This is a genomic window from Porphyrobacter sp. GA68 (assembly GCF_022605525.1).
GTDB lineage: Bacteria > Pseudomonadota > Alphaproteobacteria > Sphingomonadales > Sphingomonadaceae > Qipengyuania_B.
On the sequence record NZ_JAKQYJ010000001.1, the window covers coordinates 694,457 to 714,419 of the forward strand.

The window sequence follows — 19,963 nt, forward strand, 5'->3', positions numbered from 1 at the left end:
GAGAAAGTCCCGTAGCTTGACGCCGAATATAAAGCCGGACCGCCCTTAATGCCAGCTTAGCCGCGGCAATTAATCGCGCGCATTCAGAATCAGGGGCAGGGGATTGGTGGGCCGCCCCTGCCGGCGCAGTTCCATGGCGATCTCCGGCCTCTGCTGCCCTGCTGTTCCGACGGGGGTTCCGACTACCACGGACTGCCCCGCCGCGACATCGAGTGCTGCGAGACCTGTGAGAAGAACTGTGGAGCCGTCGGCATGCTCGAAGATCACCACCCGCCCATAGCCGTCGAAGGGTCCGGCAAAAACGACTCGTCCGGTGAGCGGCGCAATCACCAGCGCGCCGGGACGAACTCTCATGGTCAGTCCCGTGCGCGGCAGACCGCTTGCATCCTGTTCGCCAAAGCCGCCGGTGACTTGTCCAACGACCGGCAGGCGCAGGTTGAAAGGCTGCGACGCTGGCTGGCGGCTGGCGGCCGAGGCGGATTCCCGCTGAGCCGCTGAAGGCGTTCCTGCGGCTGAAGCAGGCCGCATCACCGGACCCGGCAGCGCGGCGAGCTGCGCCCGCAGGGTTGCCTCTCGATCCAGTTCGCGGGCCACCTCTCCCAGGTCGCGGGTGCGCAGCATCAGATCGGCCGCCCGCTGCGCCTGCTGCTTGGCAAGAACAGAAACGCGCGAATGCTGGGCGGTGTACCGGGCTACCGCGACCCGCACCTCCTCACGCTTGGCGGCAATCTCTGCCAAGTCCCGCTTAAGGATCGCCATTTGCTGCCGTTGCCGCGTGGCGAGTTCATCATTGCGCCGCAATGCCTGCTGCACTCCGTCGGTCCGCCTGGCGATGGCTGGCGCGGCCTGCGTCAGGACAGCCCGCAGATACACGGTTTGCCGGACGGACCCCGGCTGCAGGGCCGCCAGCACTGGTGGGCGGAGCGCCATGTGTTGAAGGCCAGCGCTCAGGCGCGCCAACGGCTCACGTTCTGCCGCGAGCCGGCGGAGGGTACGCTCGCGCTGCCGCTCCAGCGCGGCGACGCGCGCTTCGCCAAGGCTTGCTTGCGCCTCCGCCTCCTGCAACTGGGCGGCCAGAACGGCCAGGCGCAGTTCGGCCCGCTCCTGCGCTGCTCCGGCGCTTGCCGCCTGGGCTTCCAGCTGCTCGCTCTGCGCCGCGGCCGCGCGTGCCGCCTGCTGCGCGGCAGCAAGCGCGGACTGAACCTCGGCAGGCGCCAGTTCGTCATCGCCAGGAAATTCGGGAGAGGGCCGGAGGAGGAGCAGACTGCCCACTGCCAGAACCAGGAGCGTGATCACCGCCATGACGGGTGCAACTCCACGCCAGCGTCTGAGAATGGGCGGCGCAGCCACTCAGCCCGCCCGGTGATAAGGGTGGCCGGCCAGGATGCTCACGGCCCGGTATAGCTGTTCCGTCAACATGGCGCGAACCATCAGGTGCGGCCAGGTTGCGGGGCCGAACGACAGGAGCAGATCGGCCTGGTCGCGCTGTTCCGTCGGGTGTCCGTCTGCCGCACCGATATGAAATTGCGCCTCGCGCACGCCGACATCGCGCCACTGCCCCAGCAACTGCGCAAACTCATCCGAGGACAACGACCGGCCGCGCTCGTCCAGCAGCACCTGGCGCGCGGGACTCTGCCGCGGGGGCGGCATCTTGCCGCCCTCGTCTGGCAGTTCCGTTATCAGGGTTGGCCAGACAATTCGCTTGGCATAGCGCTGGACCAGCTCACCTTCCGGCGAGCGGCCTATTTTCCCACGCGCAACGATGTGGAGCAGCATGGCGTCTTCCCTGCCCCAGGGATGCGGGTTGCGCAACGCCGGTCATGGCAGGGCAGGTCTTTGCGTCAGGCAGTGCCGGCCGCCAGCGGAGGAGCGTCGCCGATCGCCCACATTCGCTCCAGATTGTAGAACGAGCGGACCTCAGGCCGGAACAGGTGCACGATGACGTCGCCCGCATCGAGCAGCACCCAGTCGGCCGCAGGCAATCCTTCCAGCCGAACGGGGCCATGGCCGGAACCCTTGATCTTCTCTGCCAGCTTCTGCGCCATCGCGGCCACCTGCCGGGTCGAACGGCCGGACGCGATGACCATGTGGTCGGCGATCGAGCTCTTGCCCGCAAGCGGTATGGTGATGACTTCCTGCGCCTGGTCGTCATCCAGCTGGCCGAGTACCAGCCGCAGCAGTGGGTGCTCCCCGTCAGTCGGCATCGTAAGGCCGGAGGGAAGTGCGGCCGCGTCGGCCGCGTTGGTGGACGCCTGGGTCATTGGCGGAAGATGCGCTCCTTTCTGATTTTTTCAAGCGTGGCAGCAGGATAGACGACAGCGGCATCAGCATCAAAGCGTCCGGCCCTCGGCGGGGGCTACAAGTCTGCGTGTCACCTGATCGCGCACTGCGCCGCGCCCGAGCGCATTTGCCCAATCAGGATTGGTCAGCCGGACGGCAGTGGCCGAACGCGGGTCGGGATCGAAGCGCAGCATCACCAGTGCCGGGGCACTCCATCGCCCCTGCGTGCGAAATTGGCCGGGCAGGACACGATACCGCCGCAGCCAAGCCATCGCGGGGCTCACGAAGGCTGCAGTATCGTAGCCCGGTCGCGCCACCACTGCAATCGGCATCGTGCGGGCAATTCCCCGCCAGTCCCGCCAGCGGTGCAACTGGGCGAGATTGTCGGCACCCATGATCCACAGGAACCGATGTTTGGGGAACATGCGGACAAGGGCATGGAGCGTATCCGCCGTGTAGCGGGTGCCAAGTTCGCGCTCGATCCCGGTCACGCGAATGGACGCCCGCCGCGCTTGCGCCATCGCGCTCGCCATTCGCGCCGCCTGCGGAGCCATGCCAGCTTGCGGCTTCAGCGGATTGCCCGGCGACACCAGCCACCAGACCTCGTCCAATCCCAGTGCCGCTGCGGCGAACCGGCTGATGCGTCGATGACCGCCATGGGCGGGATTGAAGCTGCCGCCGAGCAGGCCGACCTTCATGCCCGGCGCGGCTAGGCCTGCTGCCCCAGCTCTGCGCGCAACGCCTTGCGATCGAGCTTGCCGATCAGCGTCTTGGGCAGTTCATCCCGGATCACGACGCCTTGTACCCGTTCGTGCTTGCCCACCTGGCCGTTCAGCCATTCGGTCAGCTCCGCTTCGCGCGCGGTCGCGTGCCCGTCCATCAGGCTGACATAGGCGCGCGGCATTTCACCATGGTACGGATCGGGCACTCCGATCACCAGCGCCTCCTTTACGGCCGGGTGGCGCAGCAGCACGTCCTCGATCTGGCTGGGAAAGACCTTGAAGCCGCCCACTGCGATCATGTCCTTGATGCGATCCACAATCGCGAGAAAGCCGTCTTCGTCGATCACCGCCACGTCACCGGTACGCAGCCAGTCCTGGTCGAAGTGCCGAGCGAAAGTATGTTCGCGAGAGTCGGGCCGGTTCCAATAGCCCTGCATGATCTGCGGCCCCGCCAGCGCGAGTTCGCCCGGCTCTCCCTCCGCCGCCAGCTTGCCCGGATCCTCCTTGTCGAGCAGGATGGCGCGGGTTTGCGGCAGCAGCTGTCCAATGGTTCCCGGCTTGCGCATACCCTGGTACGGATTGGCCGATATTACGCCCGAACTCTCGGTCAGACCGTAGCCTTCAACCAGACGAACCCCGGAACACTCCTCGAAGCTTTCGGCCAGCTTGTCCGACAAGGGAGCCCCACCCGATACGCAGATCTTGAGCGAGGAAAAATCCGTCTTGCGGCAGCGGGGATGATCGAGCAGCGCCTGGTACATCGTGGGCACCCCGGGAAAGGCCGTCGCGCGATGTTCCGTAATCGCCTTCAGGGCCTCTGCGGCAGTGAATCGCGCGAGGAGAACGATCGTGCCGCCACGCACCACCGTCCGGTTCAGGACGCAGGTGTTGGCGAATACGTGAAACATCGGCAGACCGCCGACGATGATGTCGCGCTCAGCCCGGGATGACGGGTCGATGGCGTCGACTTGCAGGGCGTTCGCCGCAAGATTGGCGTGGGTCAGCATCGCCCCCTTGGGCCGGCCCGTCGTGCCACCGGTGTATTGCAGAAGGGCAAGGGTATCGGGGCTGACGTCTCCATCGGGCGCGTCCGCTGCTCGTCCCAGGAAGCCGGCCCAATGCTGCACGTCGGCCCTTTGCGGTACTGGCGCCAGCCGTTTTCTGCCGAAAGTCTGGAGCATCCATCCCTTCACCGACGGCAGCGCCTCGGCCAGGCGGGCCACAACGAGTGTTTCCAGCGCAGAGGCGTCCAGCACCTTCACCGCAGTTGGCAGAAGCGCCGCGACGTCCAGCGTGACCAGCAACCGGGTTCCGGAATTCTCAACCTGCGCGGCGAGTTCTTCCACGGTGTACAGCGGAGAGAAGTTGACCACCACCGCTCCCGCCATCATCGCCCCGTAATAGGCGGCGATGTAGACCGGCACGTTGGGCAGGAACAGGCCCACGCGGTCCCCCTGGGCGACACCCGCCGACCGCAGGCCGGCGGCGAACCGCTGCGCCTCTTCATGAAGCTGCGCGTAGGAATACCGGGCCCCCATGAACTCCGCCAGCGGCCGTTCGCCGCCCTGCTCGACCGCGCGTGCAAACAAGGCGGTCAGCGTCGTGCGGGCAATCGGCTGATCCCACGGGGTGGGATGGTGGTAAGGCGCGTCTGCTGCCTTCGGATCAGCAGGAAAAGCTTTCTGATGGCTCATCCCGAACGGATGCAGGAAACTGTGATGCCGCGCAAGCGCAAGCGGCCCTTTCGGTCGGGCTGAACGTCAGCCCGCCTGCCCCTCGTCCATCCGGCGGTTCGCGAGCCAAGCCGAGGCTTCGGCCTCCTGAGCCGCTTCCGCCGCAGCCTGTCCCGCCGCGACGCGCTCGGCGCGAAGCTCCTCGATCAGCCTCTCCCGATCGCCCGAGCGGTCAAGCGGCTCTCTCACCTCGCCATCGGTGCCGGCCCGCTTCGCCGCCTTGGCCACGGTGGCGTCCAGTTCGCGCTGTGAACACAGCCCGAGTGTTACGGGGTCCTTGGGCTGGATATTGGCGATGTTCCAGTGGCTACGCTCGCGAATAGCGGCGATCGTGGTGCGGGTCGTGCCGATCAGCTTGGAGATCTGGGCGTCGGACAGTTCCGGATGGTTGCGCAGCAACCAGGCAATACCGTCGGGTTTGTCCTGCCGCTTGGACACCGGGGTGTACCGCGCGCCCTTGGTCCGGCTTACCGCGATGGGAGCGCGGTTCATCTTGAGGCGGTATTGGCTGTCATCCTGGCCCCGTTCGATTTCCTCCTGGGTGAGTTCGCCGGCATGTACCGGATCGCGGCCCATGTACTTGCTGCCCGCCAGATCATCGGCCATCGCCTGCACTTCGAGGATGTGGATGCCGCAGAATTCGGCGATCTGTTCGAAGGTGAGGCCGGTGTTGTCGACCAGCCAGGTGGCGGTCGCATGCGGCATCAGCGGGGTGGATTGATTGGCCATCGTCAAAGTCTTTCGCGTCGGTGCGGTATAAAAGAAGGGCCACCCCTTCCCGGAGTGGCCGTACGCCCCATTCATGTAGGCAAGCCGACGCCTCGGAGCAAGCGATTACCTCTCCTCGGCAGCGACCTCCAGCACGATTTTGCCGATGTGCTCGCCTGCTTCCATGCGGGCGTGTGCCGCCCCCGCTTGTGCGAGCGGGAACGTGCGGTCGAGCACCGGAGCGAGTTCACCGCTTTCGAACAAGGGCCATACCTCGCGCGTGATCTCCGCAGCCAGTTCGGCCTTGAAGTCACTCGATCGCGGCCGGAGAGTGGAGCCGGTGAGCGTGTGCCGCTTCACCATGACCCGGGCCATGTTGATGTTCGCCGCTGCCCCGCCAAGCACCGCAATGGTCACATGCCGACCATCAGTCGCGAGGCAGTCCAGGTTGCGAGCGACATAATCGCCTGACACCATATCGAGCACGATATCGGCACCCCTGTCTCTGGTGAACGTCCTGATCTCCTCGACGAAATCCTGTTCACGGTAATTGATCGACAGATCAGCGCCGATGCGACGGCTTTCGGCGCATTTGTCGGCACTGCCGCAGGTCGTCACCACCGTGAGACCGAACGCCTTGCCCAGCATGGTTGCCATCGTCCCGATGCCGCTGGTGCCGCCATGGACTAGCAGCACCTCTCCATCGCGGGCGAGGCCGCGTTGAAACACGTTGTGCCAGACTGTGAAAAGAGTCTCCGGAATGGCCGCTGCCTGTGTCAGGTCGCGATCGGGCCCCACCGGGAGGCAGTGCCGCGCGTCCGCCACGGCGTATTGCGCATATCCGCCGCCGCTCAGCAGGGCGCAGACACGCTGACCAACAATGCCCGGCGCGGTTTCGTCACCGGCCGCAACCACCACCCCCGCGACCTCAAGGCCCAGGATCGGCGAGGCACCGGGTGGTGGCGGGTACAACCCCTGCCGCTGGAGGACATCGGGCCGGTTCACGCCCGCCGCAGCCACCCTGATCAACACTTCGCCGGGGCCGGGCCGGGGCACCGGCACATCCGCCGGTCGCAGCACCGCTGCGGACCCGGTGGTCTCCTGTGTCACGGCCATCATCGTGTCCGGCAGTTTAGTCATTTTCGCTCCCCCTGCCGCAACTGTCGCGCACCGGCCTACTATCGAGCCGCTGGATTGACAGCAAGGCGATGGATCGGCGAAGTTGGGGAGCGATGCAGGAGTGACGGCATGGACGAAGACGACCGGCCCCGACCCAGCGGAGATGCCGCCAGCCGCCTTGCGACCGAGGATCTGGCGCCATACTCCCTCGCGGAACTGGATGCGCGGATAGCCCTGCTCAAGGCGGAGATCGATCGGGTAGAGACGCACCGCGCCAAGGCCGCCAGCCACCGCAGCGCCGCCGATGCCTTGTTCGGCAAAGCTGGCTGAACGTGGCGAACCCGAGCCGGGATGAAAATTCTTTGTCCTCATCCCATATTGGGCGCAGCATACACCTTTGGCTAAGATTCGGATCGTACGATCATGGTTAGCCAAAGGATAATTTCGCCCGCCGAGGCCCTTCGCCGAAAGAGATTGCCCAATGCCCAGTTTCGCCCAGAACCTTGAAAAGACCTTGCATGCGGCGTTGAACGACGCTGGCCAGCGGCGGCACGAATACGCCACGCTGGAGCACCTGCTGCTTGCCCTCATCGACGATGATGACGCGGCGCAGGTGATGGTCGCGTGCGGAGTGAACCTCGACGAGCTGGCGGACGTTGTGCGGCAGTATCTTGAGCAGGAATACCAGTCGCTGCAGGGTGACTCGGGCGACGATCCGCAGCCGACTGCGGGTTTTCAGCGGGTAATCCAGCGCGCCATCCTGCACGTGCAGTCCTCTGGCAAGGACACTGTGACGGGCGCCAATGTCCTTGTGGCGCTGTTTTCGGAACGCGATTCCTACGCGGTGTATTTCCTGCAGCAGCAGGACATGAACCGCCTGGATGCGGTGAGCTTCATCAGCCACGGCATCGGCAAGGGTGGCAAGCAGCTGCAGAGTCGCCCGCCGCAAGGAGCGGAGGAAACGCAAGCGGCCGACGAAAAGGGTGACGCGAAGGGCGGCAAGGAAACCGCGCTCGACCAGTTCACCGTCAACCTCAACGCGCGGGCCGAGGCGGGCAAGATCGACCCGCTGATCGGACGCGGGCCGGAAGTGGACCGGACCATCCAGATCCTGTGCCGCCGGTCCAAGAACAACCCGCTCTATGTCGGCGATCCTGGCGTGGGCAAGACTGCCATTGCCGAAGGTCTTGCCCGCAAGATCGTTGAAGGCGACGTGCCCGAAGTTCTGGCGGACGCGGTTATCTATTCGCTCGACATGGGGGCGTTGCTCGCCGGGACGCGGTATCGCGGCGATTTCGAAGAACGGCTGAAGCAGGTCGTCTCCGAACTGGAGAAGATGCCCGAGGCGGTCCTGTTCATTGACGAGATCCACACTGTTATCGGGGCGGGTGCGACCAGCGGCGGGGCAATGGATGCGTCCAACCTGCTGAAGCCGGCGCTGTCATCCGGCGCCATTCGGTGCATCGGCTCGACCACCTACAAGGAGTTCCGCAATCACTTCGAGAAGGATCGCGCCCTGCTGCGCCGGTTCCAGAAGATCGACGTGAACGAGCCGACGATTGAGGACACGGTCAAGATACTCAAAGGCCTCAGATCCGCGTTCGAGGAACACCACAAGGTCAGTTACACGCCCGACGCAATCAAAACGGCGGTGGAACTGTCGGCCCGCTACATCAACGACCGCAAGTTGCCGGACAAGGCAATCGACGTAATCGACGAGGTCGGCGCGATGCAGATGCTGGTCCCGCCCTCCAAGCGCAAGAAGAAGATCACCGCCAAGGAAATCGAGGCGGTTATCGCCACCATGGCCCGCATTCCGCCCAAGAGCGTCTCCAGCGACGACAAGAAGCAGCTGGAGCATCTGGAGCGTGACCTGAAGCACGTCGTGTTCGGACAGGATGCGGCCGTGGCCAAGCTGTCCACCGCCATGAAGCTGTCCCGCGCCGGCCTGCGCGATCCGGACAAGCCGATCGGCTCGTTCCTGTTTTCCGGTCCAACGGGCGTCGGGAAAACGGAAGTGGCCCGCCAGCTTGCCTCGATCATGGGGATTGAGCTCAAGCGCTTCGACATGTCTGAGTACATGGAACGCCATTCGGTCAGTCGGCTGATCGGGGCGCCTCCGGGTTATGTCGGCTATGACCAGGGCGGGCTGCTGACCGACGCCATCGACCAGAACCCGCACTGCGTGCTGCTGCTGGACGAGATCGAAAAGGCCCACCCCGACCTGTTCAACATCCTTTTGCAGGTAATGGACAACGGCCGCCTGACCGATCACCACGGCAAGACCGTCGATTTCCGCAACGTGGTGCTGATCATGACCACCAATGCGGGTGCGGCCGACATGGCGCGGCAAGGTATCGGCTTTGGCGATGTCTCAAAGGAAGATGCGAGCGAGGAGGCGGTGAAGCAGATGTTCACGCCCGAGTTTCGCAACCGCCTCGATGCAATCGTTCCCTTCAGTTACTTGGGCAAGGAAACCGTCGCGAGGGTGGTGGACAAGTTTATCCTCCAGCTGGAACTGCAGCTGGCCGATCAGAATGTGCACATCCAGTTCGACGCCGCTTCGCGTGCCTGGCTGGGTGACAAGGGGTATGATCGCCTTTACGGCGCGCGGCCGATGGCACGCCTGATCCAGGAAAAGATCAAGCAGCCGCTGGCCGAGGAGCTGCTGTTCGGCAAGCTAGCCGACGGGGGCGAAGTGCGGGTCGGCATCAAGGACGACAAGCCCGCATTCGAGATAACCCCGGCACCGCCCAAGGCCAAGAGGGCCCGCCAGAAGGCTGAGGAAGAGGAGGCATTTGACGACGCTTCCAACGCGGCAGTGGAACCGACCGCAGGGGACGTCGATAGCGACGACAGGTCGGAAGACTGAGCAGTTATAGCGGTCGTCAAGCAAGCGGAGCGCGGGCCGGGAACGGTTCGCGCTCCGTTCTCGTTTGCGCTCCATGCCCGCGAACTTTGCATGGATACGCCCCGAACCCTGGGGCATCCATGTCGTGCCCGCCGACCACTGGATCGATCCGAGCCGCCCTGTCGACCAGGCACTCGTCACTCACGGCCATGCTGATCATGCGCGAGGCGGGCACGGGACCACCGTCGCCACGCCTGAAACGCTGGCGATCATGGACCTGCGGTATCAGACGCGCGAGGGCGCAACCCCCGTGCATTACGGAGAAACCATTCGCCTCCCCGGAGGCGTCGATGCCACCTATCTGCCAGCGGGCCACGTCCTCGGATCCGCCCAGATCCTGCTGGAGCACGCCGGCGAGAAGGTGATCGTGACCGGCGACTACAAGAGGCGCGATGATCCGACGTGCCCGCCATTTCAGGTCATGCCGTGCGACGTTCTGGTGACAGAGGCGACCTTCGGACTGCCAATCTTCTGCCATCCGCCCATCGAGGATGAAATCGGCAAGCTGCGCACGGCGCTGCGCGACAATCCCGATCGCTGCATTCTCGTTGGCGCCTATGCGCTGGGCAAGGCGCAGCGCGTCATCGCCGAGCTTCGTCGGGCCGGACACCGCGACCCCATCTACCTGCACGGCGCGATGGAAAAGATGTGCCGGCTTTACGAGGAGCATGGCATCGATCTGGGCGAACTGCGGCTGGTGGCCGAAGCGGCGAACAAGGATGCCCTGCGTGGCCACATCATCGTCTGTCCGCCCAGCGCACTGAACGACCGCTGGGCGCGCCGCCTGCCCGATCCGATCACCGCGATGGCGAGTGGCTGGATGCGTGTGCGCCAGCGCGCCCGCCTGAAGAACGTGGAACTGCCTCTGATCATCTCTGACCACGCGGACTGGGGCGAACTGACCCGCACCGTCGAGGAGGTGAACCCTGCGGAAACGTGGATCACGCATGGCCGGGAGGATGCCCTGCTCCGCTGGCATCAGTTGCACCAGCGGCGCGCCAGAGCGCTGGCCCTCGTCGGCTACGAGGAGGAAGATGACTGAAGGTGGAGGAGTTTGCCGCCCTCATCGACGCGCTTGTCTATACCCGCGGACGCAACGACAAGCTGCGGCTGATCGCGGAGTATCTGCGCGAGACTCCTGACCCCGATCGCGGCTGGGCTCTCGCCGCGTTAACTGACAGCCTCGACTTCCCGGCGGTCAAGTCTTCCACCATTCGCAACCTGCTGAAGGAACGGGTAGACCCGGTTCTGTGGACGTTGTGCCGCGATTTCGTCGGCGACACAGCCGAAACCGCCAGCCTTCTGTGGCCCGCTCCGCCCGCGCCTTCTGCGCCGCCACCCACCTTGACCGAGGCCGTGAATCAGCTCTCCGCTATGACGCGTGCCACCGCACTCACGGAACTGACGCGCCTGCTCGACCGGCTGGACCCGTCGGGGCGCTATGCCTTGCTGAAGCTGGCGACGGGTGAAATGCGGATCGGCATCTCCGCCAGACTCGCCAAGATAGGTTTCGCGCAGGCATTCGGGGTCGATATCGAGGAGGTGGAGGAATACTGGCACGGGCTGCGACCGCCGTTTGCGGAGCTGTTCGCCTGGGCGGCCGAGGGTGCACCGCCGCCCGATACCGGGGGTCTGCCGCTGTTCCGCCCCTTCATGCTGGCACATCCGCTGGACGATCTCCGGGTGGATTTGGCGGACTATGCGGCCGAATGGAAATGGGACGGCATTCGCGTGCAGCTCGTTCATGCCGGCCCCTCTGACGCGGGGGAGACGAGGGTTTTCTCACGGTCGGGTGACGATATTTCCGCCACCTTTCCCGAACTGGCCGAGGCGTTCCGCATACCCGGCATCCTCGACGGCGAACTGCTGGTGCGCGGCAGCCATCAGGGCGGCGAGGACGGGGGCGCCGCAAGTTTCAACGCCTTGCAGCAGCGTCTTGGGCGAAAAACGGTGAGCCGCGCGATGCTGCGCGACTATCCGGCCTTCGTCCGCCTCTACGATGTGCTGCACTGGCGGGGTGACGACAAGCGCGACAGACCATGGAGCGAGCGACGCGCCCTGCTCGAGCGGATCGTGACGGAACTGCCGTCTTCCCACTTCGATCTGTCCGCGATTGTCGAGGCCGCGCATTTCGACGACCTTGCTGCGATCCGCGCAGCAACGCGCGACGACGCCATCGAAGGGCTGATGCTGAAGCGGCGCGACAGCCCGTATGTGGCGGGGCGCCGGACGGGACTGTGGTACAAGTGGAAGCGCGACCCACTGCTGATCGACTGCGTGCTGATGTACGCGCAGCGTGGATCGGGGCGGCGGGCGACCTTTTATTCCGACTATACTTTCGGTTGCTGGGACGGCGACCCTGACGATGGCGCAGAACTTCTGCCGGTCGGCAAGGCCTATTCCGGCTTTACGGACGAGGAACTGGTGCGGCTCGACCGCCATATCAGGCAGAACACGGTGAACCGCTTCGGTCCTGTGCGGGAGACGAACAAGAGCCTCGTGCTGGAAGTCGCATTTGATTCAGCGCATCTTTCCAAGCGGCACAAGTCGGGCCTCTCAATGCGCTTCCCACGCATACACCGCATCCGCTGGGACAAGCCGGCACACGAGGCTGACCGGGTGGAGGCGCTCCGGGCTCTGGTCAAGGATTGAGGCACCCGAGTGGCCAGAAGTTGCGCTGCGCAACTTCAGCCTTCGCCGGCCCCGCCGATGGCCGCTGCGTGGGTCTTTGCATTCTCCACATAGTGCGCCACGCCCATGCGCATGCCGGCCACAGCCATGTCGTCCAGATCGCGCATCTTCCTCGCCGGACGCCCGCCCCACAGCTCACGGGGGGCCATCACCTTGCCCTCGGTCAGCATCGCGCCTGCCGCCAGCATCGCGTCGGATGCGATGACCGCCTTGTTCATCGCGATCGCACCCAACCCCACGAACCCGCGATCCGCAACGGTGCAACCATGCAGCATCACCATGTGGCCGATCAGCGCGTCGTTCCCGATCGTGAGCGGTGAACCATCCGGGTCGCCGGGCCGCGGTGGGTCGCCGTGCAGCACGCTGCCATCCTGGATGTTGGTCCGCTCGCCAATGCGGATGGGAGCGGTGTCGGCCCGCAGCACACAGTTGTACCAGACCGAGCTTTCGGCGCCGATCTCCACGTCCCCGATGATGACGCAGCCCGGGGCGATGAAAGCGCTTGCGTGGATGCGCGGTGATTTGCCGTGGAGCGCGATCAGACGGACGCCGGGACGGTCGGTCATGCTGCGCCTTCCCAGCAGGAACGCGTAAGGCAGTACTGGATGGTGGGGTTATCGTGCGCCGGGTAGTTCGGATCGAAAAAATCCAGCTCAGGACGGCGAGTCATTCCCAGCTTCTCCATCAGCGCGCAACTCGGCCGGTTCGCCGCGCTGGTCAGCGCGACAACATGCGGGGCGCCGATCTGCCCGAAAGCCCAGCAAAGGACCGCGCGCATCGCCTCCTCCGCATAGCCTCGCCGCCATCGGTCCTCTCGCACGAGCCAGCCTATCTCGTGGTCACCTTGATTGCTGGCCAGCGGATTGTCCACGCGTTTGACGCCGCAGTGCCCCACAAGTTCGCCGCTGACGCGTTCGATCATCATCAGGAAGGAAAACCCTTCGCGTGCATACAACGCCATTGCGCCGGCATGCTTTGCCTCGATCTGGAACAATTCCTTCGGCCCGCCGAGATGAGCCATCACCGCCGGGGTGTTGAGCAGGCGGTACTGCTCGGGCGCATCTTCTTCACCAATGGTGCGCAAGACAAGACGCGGGGTTTCGGCGATGATGTCAGGCATCGCGGGCGTCCCACTCCTGCCGCGACATCGAGTAGATGATCGCGTCCCGCCAGGGAGGAGCATAGCGCGGATCGGGATAATCGAGTTCCGCCCGGCGGCGCATCCCCAGCCGTGTCATCAGCCCCCAGCTGGCGGTGTTCTCGGCCACGGTGATCGCAAACACCTCAGTCGCGCCGAACCGCGAGAACGACAGGTTCATGACGGCGACCGCGGCCTCCTTCGCATAGCCTTGTCCCCACACGTCTTCGCGCAAACGCCAGCCGATCTCCGGCAGGTTGGCGATGGTTGATTTGGGTGCGTCGGCCCGCTTGAGGCCGCAAAAGCCGAGCAGGGCGCCGTCCACCAACCGCTCGACCACCCAGAAACAATGGGTATGGGCAGCGTGGCAGAGTTCCACACGGCTGCGCTGTTTGGCCATGCCCTCTTCGTCGAGCACGCCGCCAAGCCACCGCATGACCGCAGGGGTGTTGGTGACGCGGAAAAACTCGGACCAATCGTCTTCCCGCCAATCCCGCAGGATCAACCGCTGGGTGCTGTGCCGGAACTCAGCCATTCAGCAACCGCGCCGCCACTGGCGCGTGATAGGTGAGGATACCGGCCGCGCCCGCACGTTTCATGCAGATGAGCTTTTCCATAAGCAGCGCGTCGCGATCGCCGGCACCGGCCGCCGCCCCGGCTTCGATCAGCGCGTATTCTCCGCTCACCTGATAGGCAAATACCGGCACGCCAAACATCTGCCGCGCGCGCCAGATGATGTCGAGATAGGCAAGCCCCGGCTTCACCATCACGCTGTCGGCGCCTTCGGCGATGTCCAGCGCGATTTCACGCAGCGCCTCGTCGCCATTGGCAGGGTCCATCTGGTAGGTCTGCTTGTTCCCCTTCAACAATCCGCCCGAGCCAACCGCGTCGCGAAACGGGCCGTAGAAAGCGGACGCGTATTTCGCGGCATAGCTCATGATCTGGACGTTGTGGTGTCCTTTGGCCTCCAGCGCCTCGCGGATGGCGCCAACCCGGCCATCCATCATGTCCGAAGGGGCGATGATGTCGGCGCCAGCCTCGGCTTGCACCACCGCCTGCCGCGTCAGCACTTCGACCGTGGCATCGTTGGCCACGTACCCGGCTTCATCCACCAGGCCGTCCTGCCCGTGGCTGGTGTAAGGGTCCAGCGCTACATCGGTGAGGATGCCGACATCCTCGCCGCACGCATCACGCACGGCCCGAATGGCCCGGCAGATGAGATTGTCGGGGTTCAGCGCCTCTGACCCGCCCTGCGTCCGCCTGGCGGGAGGCGTGTTGGGAAACAGCGCAACGCACGGAATGCCCAGGGCGGCCGCTTCCTGCGCGCGTGCGACAATGCCGTCCACCGACCAGCGGGACACCCCCGGCAGGCTGCCGACCGGCTCCTCGACCCCGCGCCCCTCCGTGATGAACAGCGGCCAGATCAGGTCGGCCGGGGTAAGCACGGTTTCCCGGTGCAACGCCCGGCTCCATGCACGGGCGCGGGTCCGGCGCAGGCGGGTGGCGGGATAGGCAGATTGGGCAGTCGTCATGCCGCACGAGGTGCCGCAAGCGCTGCGGCAAGGCAAGCGGCTCCGGAAAGCCGCTTCAAACGATCTTGCGGTCGCTCACGATCCGGTCGATCTCCCGCACCGGTTCCGCCGTCTGTTGCACCGGACGTTCCAGCGGCTCCAGCGCGGCTCCCGGCTCCACGGCGGTCAACCGGCCCAACTGGCTGCGAAACCGGGCCAGCTCTGCCTTGCTGAGGGTATCGCGGGTGACGAAGCTCGCTGATCGTGGATCCACCGGTCGGCCGCCGCGATACAGTTCGAAGTGGAGGTGCGGGCCGGTCGAGAGCCCGGTAGAGCCTACGTAGCCGATCACCTGTCCTCGGCTGACCCGCTCGCCCGCGCGCACCGCCATGCGGCTCATATGGCAGTAACGGGTCGCAAGATTGCCCGCATGGCTGAGCGTTACTGCATTGCCGCATCCGCCCATGCGGCCGGAACCAGTGACCCGGCCGTCAGTAACCGCCCGAATAGGCGTTCCGTAGCTGGCCGCAAAATCGAGGCCTGCATGCATCCGCTGGTAACGCAAGATCGGGTGTACCCGCATCCCGAACCCGGACGACATGCGCCCACCGACCGGCTGAGTGAACCCGCCGCGCTCCTGGCCCAGCCCGCGAGGATCGTAGAACTCGCCCTTGTCTCCCCAACGCATAAGCTGGGCGCGGACCGCGTCGCCGCGTTCAAGGCCCGCGTAGATGAGGCGGCCTGCCTGACGCTCTCCGGTGGCAGCCCGGCGGTAGGCTATGATGATGTCGAACGTGTCGTCCGGGCCGAGCGTGTTCAGGTCGACATGGCCCTTTAATGCCTTGAGATATTCCTGCACCGCTTCGGACGGCGCGCCTGCCCCGCGAGCGGCGCGGTACAGGCCGTCCCCGACCTTGCCGCGGACCCGCAGCGGCGTTTCATCCACCCTGATCGCTTCCTTGCGCAGCGCGAATCCCGAGCCGCGTTGGGTAATATCTACAGCTAGATCGAAGCGGGCCCGGAACTCCAGCGACTCGAGCGGCCGATGACCTTCGCTTTCGTCGCGCTGACCAAGGGTAATGGAGAAAGTTGAGCCGGAGGCCACATCCCCACCGCCAAGCGCCTGCTTGATAAGCCCTGCGACTTCGCCAGCCTGCCTGCTGCCAAGACCCGCCCGCTGAAGCATGGACGCGACGCTGTCGCCGGGGCGCAGTGTGGCAAGCACCTCTTCCACGGGCCGCTCGGGCGTAGAGCTGAGCGTCCGCACCAGTTCGGTCGCACCCATGCGACGGCCCGAATCTCCACCCAGGGCAAGCGGCATGATCATCTGGCTGCGGTATTCGTCTGCCACTGATGCGGAGGCGTCGTTGAGCGGGGCGGCTTCCAAAGGAGACAGATCGGACGAGCCAAACCACAGCGCCGCGCCAAGCGTCAGCGCCACACCGAGGCCGCCGAATACATGCCTGTGCGCCCCGCGCCGCCGAACGCGCGGGCCGCGATTGATGCCGTTACCGGCTTCCTGCGATGATGCGAGCGTGTTTACGCGGTTCGGCAAACCGATCCCTCCCTGGTCCTGTCCCGACGGACCGCCTGCTCTGGCAAGCCCTGCAAATCCGCGACCGATTACTGGCGGAAACGGTGGCAAAACAAAATGAAAAAGGTCTTAATACGGGATGAAACGCTCCCCTGCTACGGTGAATGACGGGAACTGGGCAGGACTACTTGCAGCCCTGAGGCAGGGATGCCACCTTCCTTTGGGTGAGCCAATCAACTCTGCGGGCAGTGCTTGGCCCGACCAACACCGGCAAGACTCATCTCGCGGTAGAGCGGATGTGTGCGCATTCAAGCGGGATCATGGGCTTTCCCCTGCGCCTCCTCGCCCAGGAGGTTTATGAGCGGGTCAAGGTGCTCAAGGGCGAGCGCAGCGTGGCGCTGATCACCGGAGAGCAGCGGATCGAGCCGGCCGAAGCGCGCTATTTCTGCTGCACTGCCGAAGCGATGCCGCGAAAGCTGCTGCAAGGTCCGGCGTCCGCCGCTTTCGTCGGGATCGACGAGGCCCAACTTGGCGCCGACCCGGAACGAGGACACATCTTTACAGACCGCATCCTTCACGCCCGCGGGCGGGAGGAAACGATGATCCTTGGTTCCGGGACGCTGGCGCCGGTGCTGCAGGCGCTCGACCCGCGGACCGACTTCATTCAACGACCACGCTTTTCCGAGTTGAAGCACCTCGGCGCACGCAAGCTCTCCCGCCTGCCCCCGCGGTCGGCGATCGTCGCTTTTTCCGCTGAGCAGGTGTATGCCGTGGCCGAAATGCTGCGACGCTTCCGTGGGGGCGCGGCGGTGGTAATGGGCGCTCTCTCGCCTGAAACCCGGAACAAGCAGGTCGCGCTGTTTCAGAACGGCGAAGTAGATTATATTGTCGCCACCGATGCGATCGGCATGGGTCTGAACCTCGACCTGAACCATGTGGCGTTCGCCGGGCTGACGAAATTCGACGGTCAGCGGCAAAGGCGGCTCACGCCGGCTGAGATGGCCCAGATCGCCGGTCGAGCCGGACGGCATCAGCGCGACGGCACCTTCGGGACCTTGCAAGGAAGCGAGTATGGCGGGGGCACGGGCGATTTCACCGAAGAAGAGATCTACGCCCTGGAGGAGCACCGCTTTGCCCCATTGACCAAGCTGTTTTGGCGATCCAGCGATCTGGATTTTACCAGTCTGGATACATTGGTGCAGTCCCTGGAGGCTCTCCCACGCTCGGATCATCTCGCCCCGGCACCTGAAGCTACCGATCTGGCGGTCCTGAAGAGATTGAAGGAGGAGCCGTGGGCCGCCCCTATCTGCGGACCGGAAGCGGTGCGCAACTTCTGGAACGCCTGCTCGCTTCCGGACTTCCGCCAGCAGGGAGTGGAAACGCACGCCCGCTTCGTCGCGCGTTTGTGGCAGGATCTGCGCGAAGGATACCTTGGCGCTGACTTCGTCGCGTCGCGCATTGCGCAGCTTTCCAACGTACAAGGCGATATTGATACATTGCAGGGCCGCATCGCCGCTATCCGCAGTTGGGCTTACATCTGCCAGCGCCCCGATTGGGTGCTTGCCCGCGAGGAGATGGCGGCACGGGCACGCGCGGCCGAGGCGCGCCTCTCCGATGCGCTGCACGCGCGCCTGACCGAACGCTTCGTCAACCGGCGCACATCAATTCTCCTTCGCTCGATGAGCAAGGACACAAGCCTGTTGCCGGTGATGCTGAATGAAGGCGGGGCCATAGTTATCGCGGACGAGGTGATCGGCCAGCTGGAAGGGTTCCGCTTCAAAGTCGACCCGGGCGCGGGACACGAGGATCATCGGATGCTGGTGGCTGCGGCGGAAAAGGCGCTGCCAAGGCTGTTGGCACAGCGCGCGCAAGAGCTTTGCGCCAGCGATCTGGCCGGGCTCTCCTTGACCGATGGTGGCCTGTGGCATGAAGGTCACTTGCTGGCAAAGCTGAGACCTGCTCCGCGTTCGATTGTGCCTGTGGTCGAACTGACACGCCACATGAGTCTTTTGCCGCGGGGCGCGCGCGAACGCCTGATGGAGAAGCTGCAGGAGTGGCTGGTCATGCAGCTGCGACCAATGCATCCCCTGCAGACGCTTCTGACCGCCTCGCAGGATGCGACACTAGGGACGGAAGAGCGCGCCGTGCTGCACCAGTTGGTCAAGGGCCATGGCTACGTCGCGCGCGAGCAGGCAGGAGTTGAGCACCTCTCCAGGGATGCGCGAGCGGCCCTGCGACGCCTTGGCGTCACTTTCGGAGCACTGGATGTCTATGTTGGAGCCCTTCTCAAGCCTGAAGCCAGACGGGTACTTCACCTTCTGGCCGTCGACCCGCGTCCCTGGGCTGCCGCCATGCCTACGGTCATCGGTTCCTTTGGCGACGGCGGCTTGCCTGCGGGCTACAGGATGGCCGGGCGGCAGGCGATCCGCATAGACATGGCCGAAAAGATCATTCGCGCCGCACACGAGCAGCGTGGCAAGGCGCTGCCGCATCTGCCGATCCTCGATCTGTCACTGGCTACCTCGGTCGGTTTGCAGGAGCCTGGCACCCGCCATCTGCTGCGCCAGGCCGGGTTTCGCTGTGTGGAACCGCCGGTGCTGACACGCGGAATGCTGGGGCCACCAGCGCCGCAACGCTGGCGGTGGCGGCCGGTCCGCAGCGCAAGTGCCGCTGCGGGAATGGCGCAGCCACGGGCAAGACCCGGCAACGCCTTTGCCGAACTGGCCGCGCTTGTCCGATAGCCGCAACACTCAGCGTGTCGATCTTCTTTTGTGCCGCCTGCGGTTCGCCAAGACGCGCGGACTGGCGCAGCGCATGGTCGAGGCGCGCCATATCCGCTGCAACGGCGCGCACATACTGCGGGCCAGCCATGCCATTCGGCCAGGAGACGTGCTGACCTTCGCCGCTGCGGGCGGCGTGCAGATCATCGAGATCCTGCGATTGCCCGGCCGCCGCGGGCCGGCCGCGGAGGCGCAGGCGCACTACCGGAAGCTTGACCGCTTCGGGCAAACCGCCATAGCACATCCGGAAAGTCTTGGTCAGCCTGAGGAAGAGAACACATGACCTATGTCGTCACCGACGCCTGCATCAAATGCAAGTACACCGACTGCGTCGAGGTCTGCCCGGTGGATTGCTTCTACGAGGGCGAAACGATGCTGGTCATCAATCCTTCCGAATGCATCGACTGCGGAGTTTGCGAACCGGAGTGTCCGGCCGAAGCGATTCTGCCTGACACAGAGGACGGGCTGGAAAAATGGCTCGAACTCAACGCCAAGTTTTCCGCCGAATGGCCCAACATCACGCAGCAGAAGGAGCCGCCGGCCGACGCTGACGATCACAAGGGCGAAGAAGGCAAGTTCGAAAAGTATTTTTCTCCTGAACCCGGCGAGGGCGACTGAGCTCTAGTTCGCAGGTGCGGCGGGCCGGAATTTACAACTGGTAAAATTACAGATTTACGACTATATAGCAGGCCGTCACGTGTAAGTGAGCCGGCCGCTGGTCGGCTTTGTTGTAGTTATGTGGTTAGATTGCGGCGCGGCTGAACGTTTTTCCCCTGTACTGGCTGGACCGATCCGCCTCACGGCAGAGCAGAATCGCGCGGCCGCTCTTTTCGTAC

19 protein-coding genes are annotated in these 19,963 nt (G+C 64.8%); 7 read left to right on the forward strand and 12 right to left on the reverse strand.

Going from position 1 to position 19,963, the window contains the following annotated elements:
* Positions 1-69: 69 nt before the first annotated feature.
* The 7 genes from LHJ54_RS03390 to LHJ54_RS03420 all read right to left on the reverse strand — a co-directional run bounded on the left by LHJ54_RS03390 (position 70) and on the right by LHJ54_RS03420 (position 6,583).
* Entirely contained in the window at positions 70-1,302 is a 1,233-nt protein-coding gene (locus LHJ54_RS03390) for a murein hydrolase activator EnvC (protein ID WP_228242528.1), read from the reverse strand.
* Positions 1,303-1,350: 48 nt separating this feature from the next.
* The gene (locus tag LHJ54_RS03395; protein ID WP_228242529.1) at positions 1,351-1,776 is read right to left on the reverse strand and encodes a 23S rRNA (pseudouridine(1915)-N(3))-methyltransferase RlmH; all 426 of its coding nucleotides are present in this window, start codon (positions 1,774-1,776) and stop codon (positions 1,351-1,353) included.
* A gap of 65 nt (positions 1,777-1,841) precedes the next feature.
* Positions 1,842-2,261 carry a ribosome silencing factor gene (rsfS, locus tag LHJ54_RS03400; RefSeq protein WP_228242530.1) on the reverse strand — a complete coding sequence of 140 codons (420 nt, stop codon included), beginning with the start codon at positions 2,259-2,261 and terminating at the stop codon, positions 1,842-1,844.
* A 69-nt stretch (positions 2,262-2,330) separates the two neighbouring features.
* A complete protein-coding gene (locus LHJ54_RS03405) occupies positions 2,331-2,978 on the reverse strand; it encodes a nicotinate-nucleotide adenylyltransferase (RefSeq protein WP_228242531.1) in 648 nt (215 codons plus the stop codon).
* Positions 2,979-2,989: 11 nt separating this feature from the next.
* Positions 2,990-4,696 carry a long-chain fatty acid--CoA ligase gene (locus LHJ54_RS03410; protein ID WP_228242532.1) on the reverse strand — a complete coding sequence of 569 codons (1,707 nt, stop codon included), beginning with the start codon at positions 4,694-4,696 and terminating at the stop codon, positions 2,990-2,992.
* 66 nt (positions 4,697-4,762) lie between these two features.
* Complete coding sequence (locus LHJ54_RS03415; protein WP_228242533.1) at positions 4,763-5,464, reverse strand: DUF1013 domain-containing protein; 702 nt, start codon at positions 5,462-5,464, stop codon at positions 4,763-4,765.
* Between the two features lie 105 nt (positions 5,465-5,569).
* Complete coding sequence (locus LHJ54_RS03420; protein ID WP_228242534.1) at positions 5,570-6,583, reverse strand: NAD(P)H-quinone oxidoreductase; 1,014 nt, start codon at positions 6,581-6,583, stop codon at positions 5,570-5,572.
* 108 nt (positions 6,584-6,691) lie between these two features.
* Here LHJ54_RS03420 and LHJ54_RS03425 point away from each other — a divergent pair, with 108 nt between their 5' ends.
* From LHJ54_RS03425 to LHJ54_RS03440, 4 genes are all read left to right on the forward strand, one after another.
* Positions 6,692-6,892 carry a DUF1192 domain-containing protein gene (locus tag LHJ54_RS03425; protein WP_228242535.1) on the forward strand — a complete coding sequence of 67 codons (201 nt, stop codon included), beginning with the start codon at positions 6,692-6,694 and terminating at the stop codon, positions 6,890-6,892.
* Positions 6,893-7,043: 151 nt separating this feature from the next.
* A complete protein-coding gene (gene clpA, locus LHJ54_RS03430) occupies positions 7,044-9,434 on the forward strand; it encodes an ATP-dependent Clp protease ATP-binding subunit ClpA (RefSeq protein WP_228242536.1) in 2,391 nt (796 codons plus the stop codon).
* Between the two features lie 73 nt (positions 9,435-9,507).
* Entirely contained in the window at positions 9,508-10,515 is a 1,008-nt protein-coding gene (locus LHJ54_RS03435; RefSeq protein WP_228242537.1) for a ligase-associated DNA damage response exonuclease, read from the forward strand.
* A gap of 2 nt (positions 10,516-10,517) precedes the next feature.
* A complete protein-coding gene (locus LHJ54_RS03440; RefSeq protein ID WP_228242538.1) occupies positions 10,518-12,125 on the forward strand; it encodes a cisplatin damage response ATP-dependent DNA ligase in 1,608 nt (535 codons plus the stop codon).
* Positions 12,126-12,160: 35 nt separating this feature from the next.
* Here LHJ54_RS03440 and LHJ54_RS03445 read toward each other — a convergent pair whose 3' ends face one another.
* The 5 genes from LHJ54_RS03445 to LHJ54_RS03465 are packed head-to-tail and all read right to left on the reverse strand — an operon-like array spanning position 12,161 to position 16,368.
* On the reverse strand, positions 12,161-12,730 hold the full coding sequence (locus LHJ54_RS03445; RefSeq protein ID WP_228242539.1) for a gamma carbonic anhydrase family protein: 570 nt from the start codon (positions 12,728-12,730) through the stop codon (positions 12,161-12,163).
* Positions 12,727-13,284 carry a GNAT family N-acetyltransferase gene (locus LHJ54_RS03450; protein ID WP_228242540.1) on the reverse strand — a complete coding sequence of 186 codons (558 nt, stop codon included), beginning with the start codon at positions 13,282-13,284 and terminating at the stop codon, positions 12,727-12,729. Before LHJ54_RS03450 ends, LHJ54_RS03445 begins: the two co-directional genes overlap by 4 nt.
* Complete coding sequence (locus LHJ54_RS03455; protein ID WP_228242541.1) at positions 13,277-13,837, reverse strand: GNAT family N-acetyltransferase; 561 nt, start codon at positions 13,835-13,837, stop codon at positions 13,277-13,279. Before LHJ54_RS03455 ends, LHJ54_RS03450 begins: the two co-directional genes overlap by 8 nt.
* Positions 13,830-14,834 carry a porphobilinogen synthase gene (hemB, locus tag LHJ54_RS03460; protein WP_228242542.1) on the reverse strand — a complete coding sequence of 335 codons (1,005 nt, stop codon included), beginning with the start codon at positions 14,832-14,834 and terminating at the stop codon, positions 13,830-13,832. The genes LHJ54_RS03455 and hemB overlap by 8 nt, the downstream gene beginning before the upstream one ends.
* A gap of 55 nt (positions 14,835-14,889) precedes the next feature.
* Positions 14,890-16,368, reverse strand: coding sequence for a M23 family metallopeptidase (locus LHJ54_RS03465; protein ID WP_228242543.1), 1,479 nt, complete (start codon positions 16,366-16,368; stop codon positions 14,890-14,892).
* Between the two features lie 203 nt (positions 16,369-16,571).
* Between LHJ54_RS03465 and LHJ54_RS03470 the strand changes: the two genes are divergently transcribed.
* Genes LHJ54_RS03470 through fdxA form a run of 3 tightly spaced genes read left to right on the forward strand, consistent with a single transcriptional unit; the run spans position 16,572 to position 19,745 of the window.
* Complete coding sequence (locus LHJ54_RS03470) at positions 16,572-19,088, forward strand: helicase-related protein (protein ID WP_228242544.1); 2,517 nt, start codon at positions 16,572-16,574, stop codon at positions 19,086-19,088.
* The gene (locus tag LHJ54_RS03475) at positions 19,078-19,410 is read left to right on the forward strand and encodes an RNA-binding S4 domain-containing protein (RefSeq protein ID WP_228242545.1); all 333 of its coding nucleotides are present in this window, start codon (positions 19,078-19,080) and stop codon (positions 19,408-19,410) included. Before LHJ54_RS03470 ends, LHJ54_RS03475 begins: the two co-directional genes overlap by 11 nt.
* A complete protein-coding gene (gene fdxA / locus LHJ54_RS03480; RefSeq protein WP_228242546.1) occupies positions 19,407-19,745 on the forward strand; it encodes a ferredoxin FdxA in 339 nt (112 codons plus the stop codon). Before LHJ54_RS03475 ends, fdxA begins: the two co-directional genes overlap by 4 nt.
* Positions 19,746-19,963 lie beyond the last annotated feature (218 nt).

Bases quoted from the DNA above. Each gene is read 5' to 3' on its own strand.
- LHJ54_RS03395 (WP_228242529.1), bottom strand. From the start codon at position 1,776: ATGCTGCTCCACATCGTTGCGCGTGGGAAAATAGGCCGCTCGCCGGAA.
- LHJ54_RS03455 (WP_228242541.1), bottom strand. From the start codon at position 13,837: ATGGCTGAGTTCCGGCACAGCACCCAGCGGTTGATCCTGCGGGATTGG.
- hemB (WP_228242542.1), bottom strand. From the start codon at position 14,834: ATGACGACTGCCCAATCTGCCTATCCCGCCACCCGCCTGCGCCGGACC.
- LHJ54_RS03390 (WP_228242528.1), bottom strand. From the start codon at position 1,302: ATGGCGGTGATCACGCTCCTGGTTCTGGCAGTGGGCAGTCTGCTCCTC.
- LHJ54_RS03410 (WP_228242532.1), bottom strand. From the start codon at position 4,696: ATGAGCCATCAGAAAGCTTTTCCTGCTGATCCGAAGGCAGCAGACGCG.
- clpA (WP_228242536.1), top strand. From the start codon at position 7,044: ATGCCCAGTTTCGCCCAGAACCTTGAAAAGACCTTGCATGCGGCGTTG.
- LHJ54_RS03415 (WP_228242533.1), bottom strand. From the start codon at position 5,464: ATGGCCAATCAATCCACCCCGCTGATGCCGCATGCGACCGCCACCTGG.
- LHJ54_RS03450 (WP_228242540.1), bottom strand. From the start codon at position 13,284: ATGCCTGACATCATCGCCGAAACCCCGCGTCTTGTCTTGCGCACCATT.
- LHJ54_RS03435 (WP_228242537.1), top strand. From the start codon at position 9,508: ATGCCCGCGAACTTTGCATGGATACGCCCCGAACCCTGGGGCATCCAT.
- fdxA (WP_228242546.1), top strand. From the start codon at position 19,407: ATGACCTATGTCGTCACCGACGCCTGCATCAAATGCAAGTACACCGAC.
- LHJ54_RS03420 (WP_228242534.1), bottom strand. From the start codon at position 6,583: ATGACTAAACTGCCGGACACGATGATGGCCGTGACACAGGAGACCACC.
- rsfS (WP_228242530.1), bottom strand. From the start codon at position 2,261: ATGACCCAGGCGTCCACCAACGCGGCCGACGCGGCCGCACTTCCCTCC.
- LHJ54_RS03445 (WP_228242539.1), bottom strand. From the start codon at position 12,730: ATGACCGACCGTCCCGGCGTCCGTCTGATCGCGCTCCACGGCAAATCA.
- LHJ54_RS03405 (WP_228242531.1), bottom strand. From the start codon at position 2,978: ATGAAGGTCGGCCTGCTCGGCGGCAGCTTCAATCCCGCCCATGGCGGT.
- LHJ54_RS03425 (WP_228242535.1), top strand. From the start codon at position 6,692: ATGGACGAAGACGACCGGCCCCGACCCAGCGGAGATGCCGCCAGCCGC.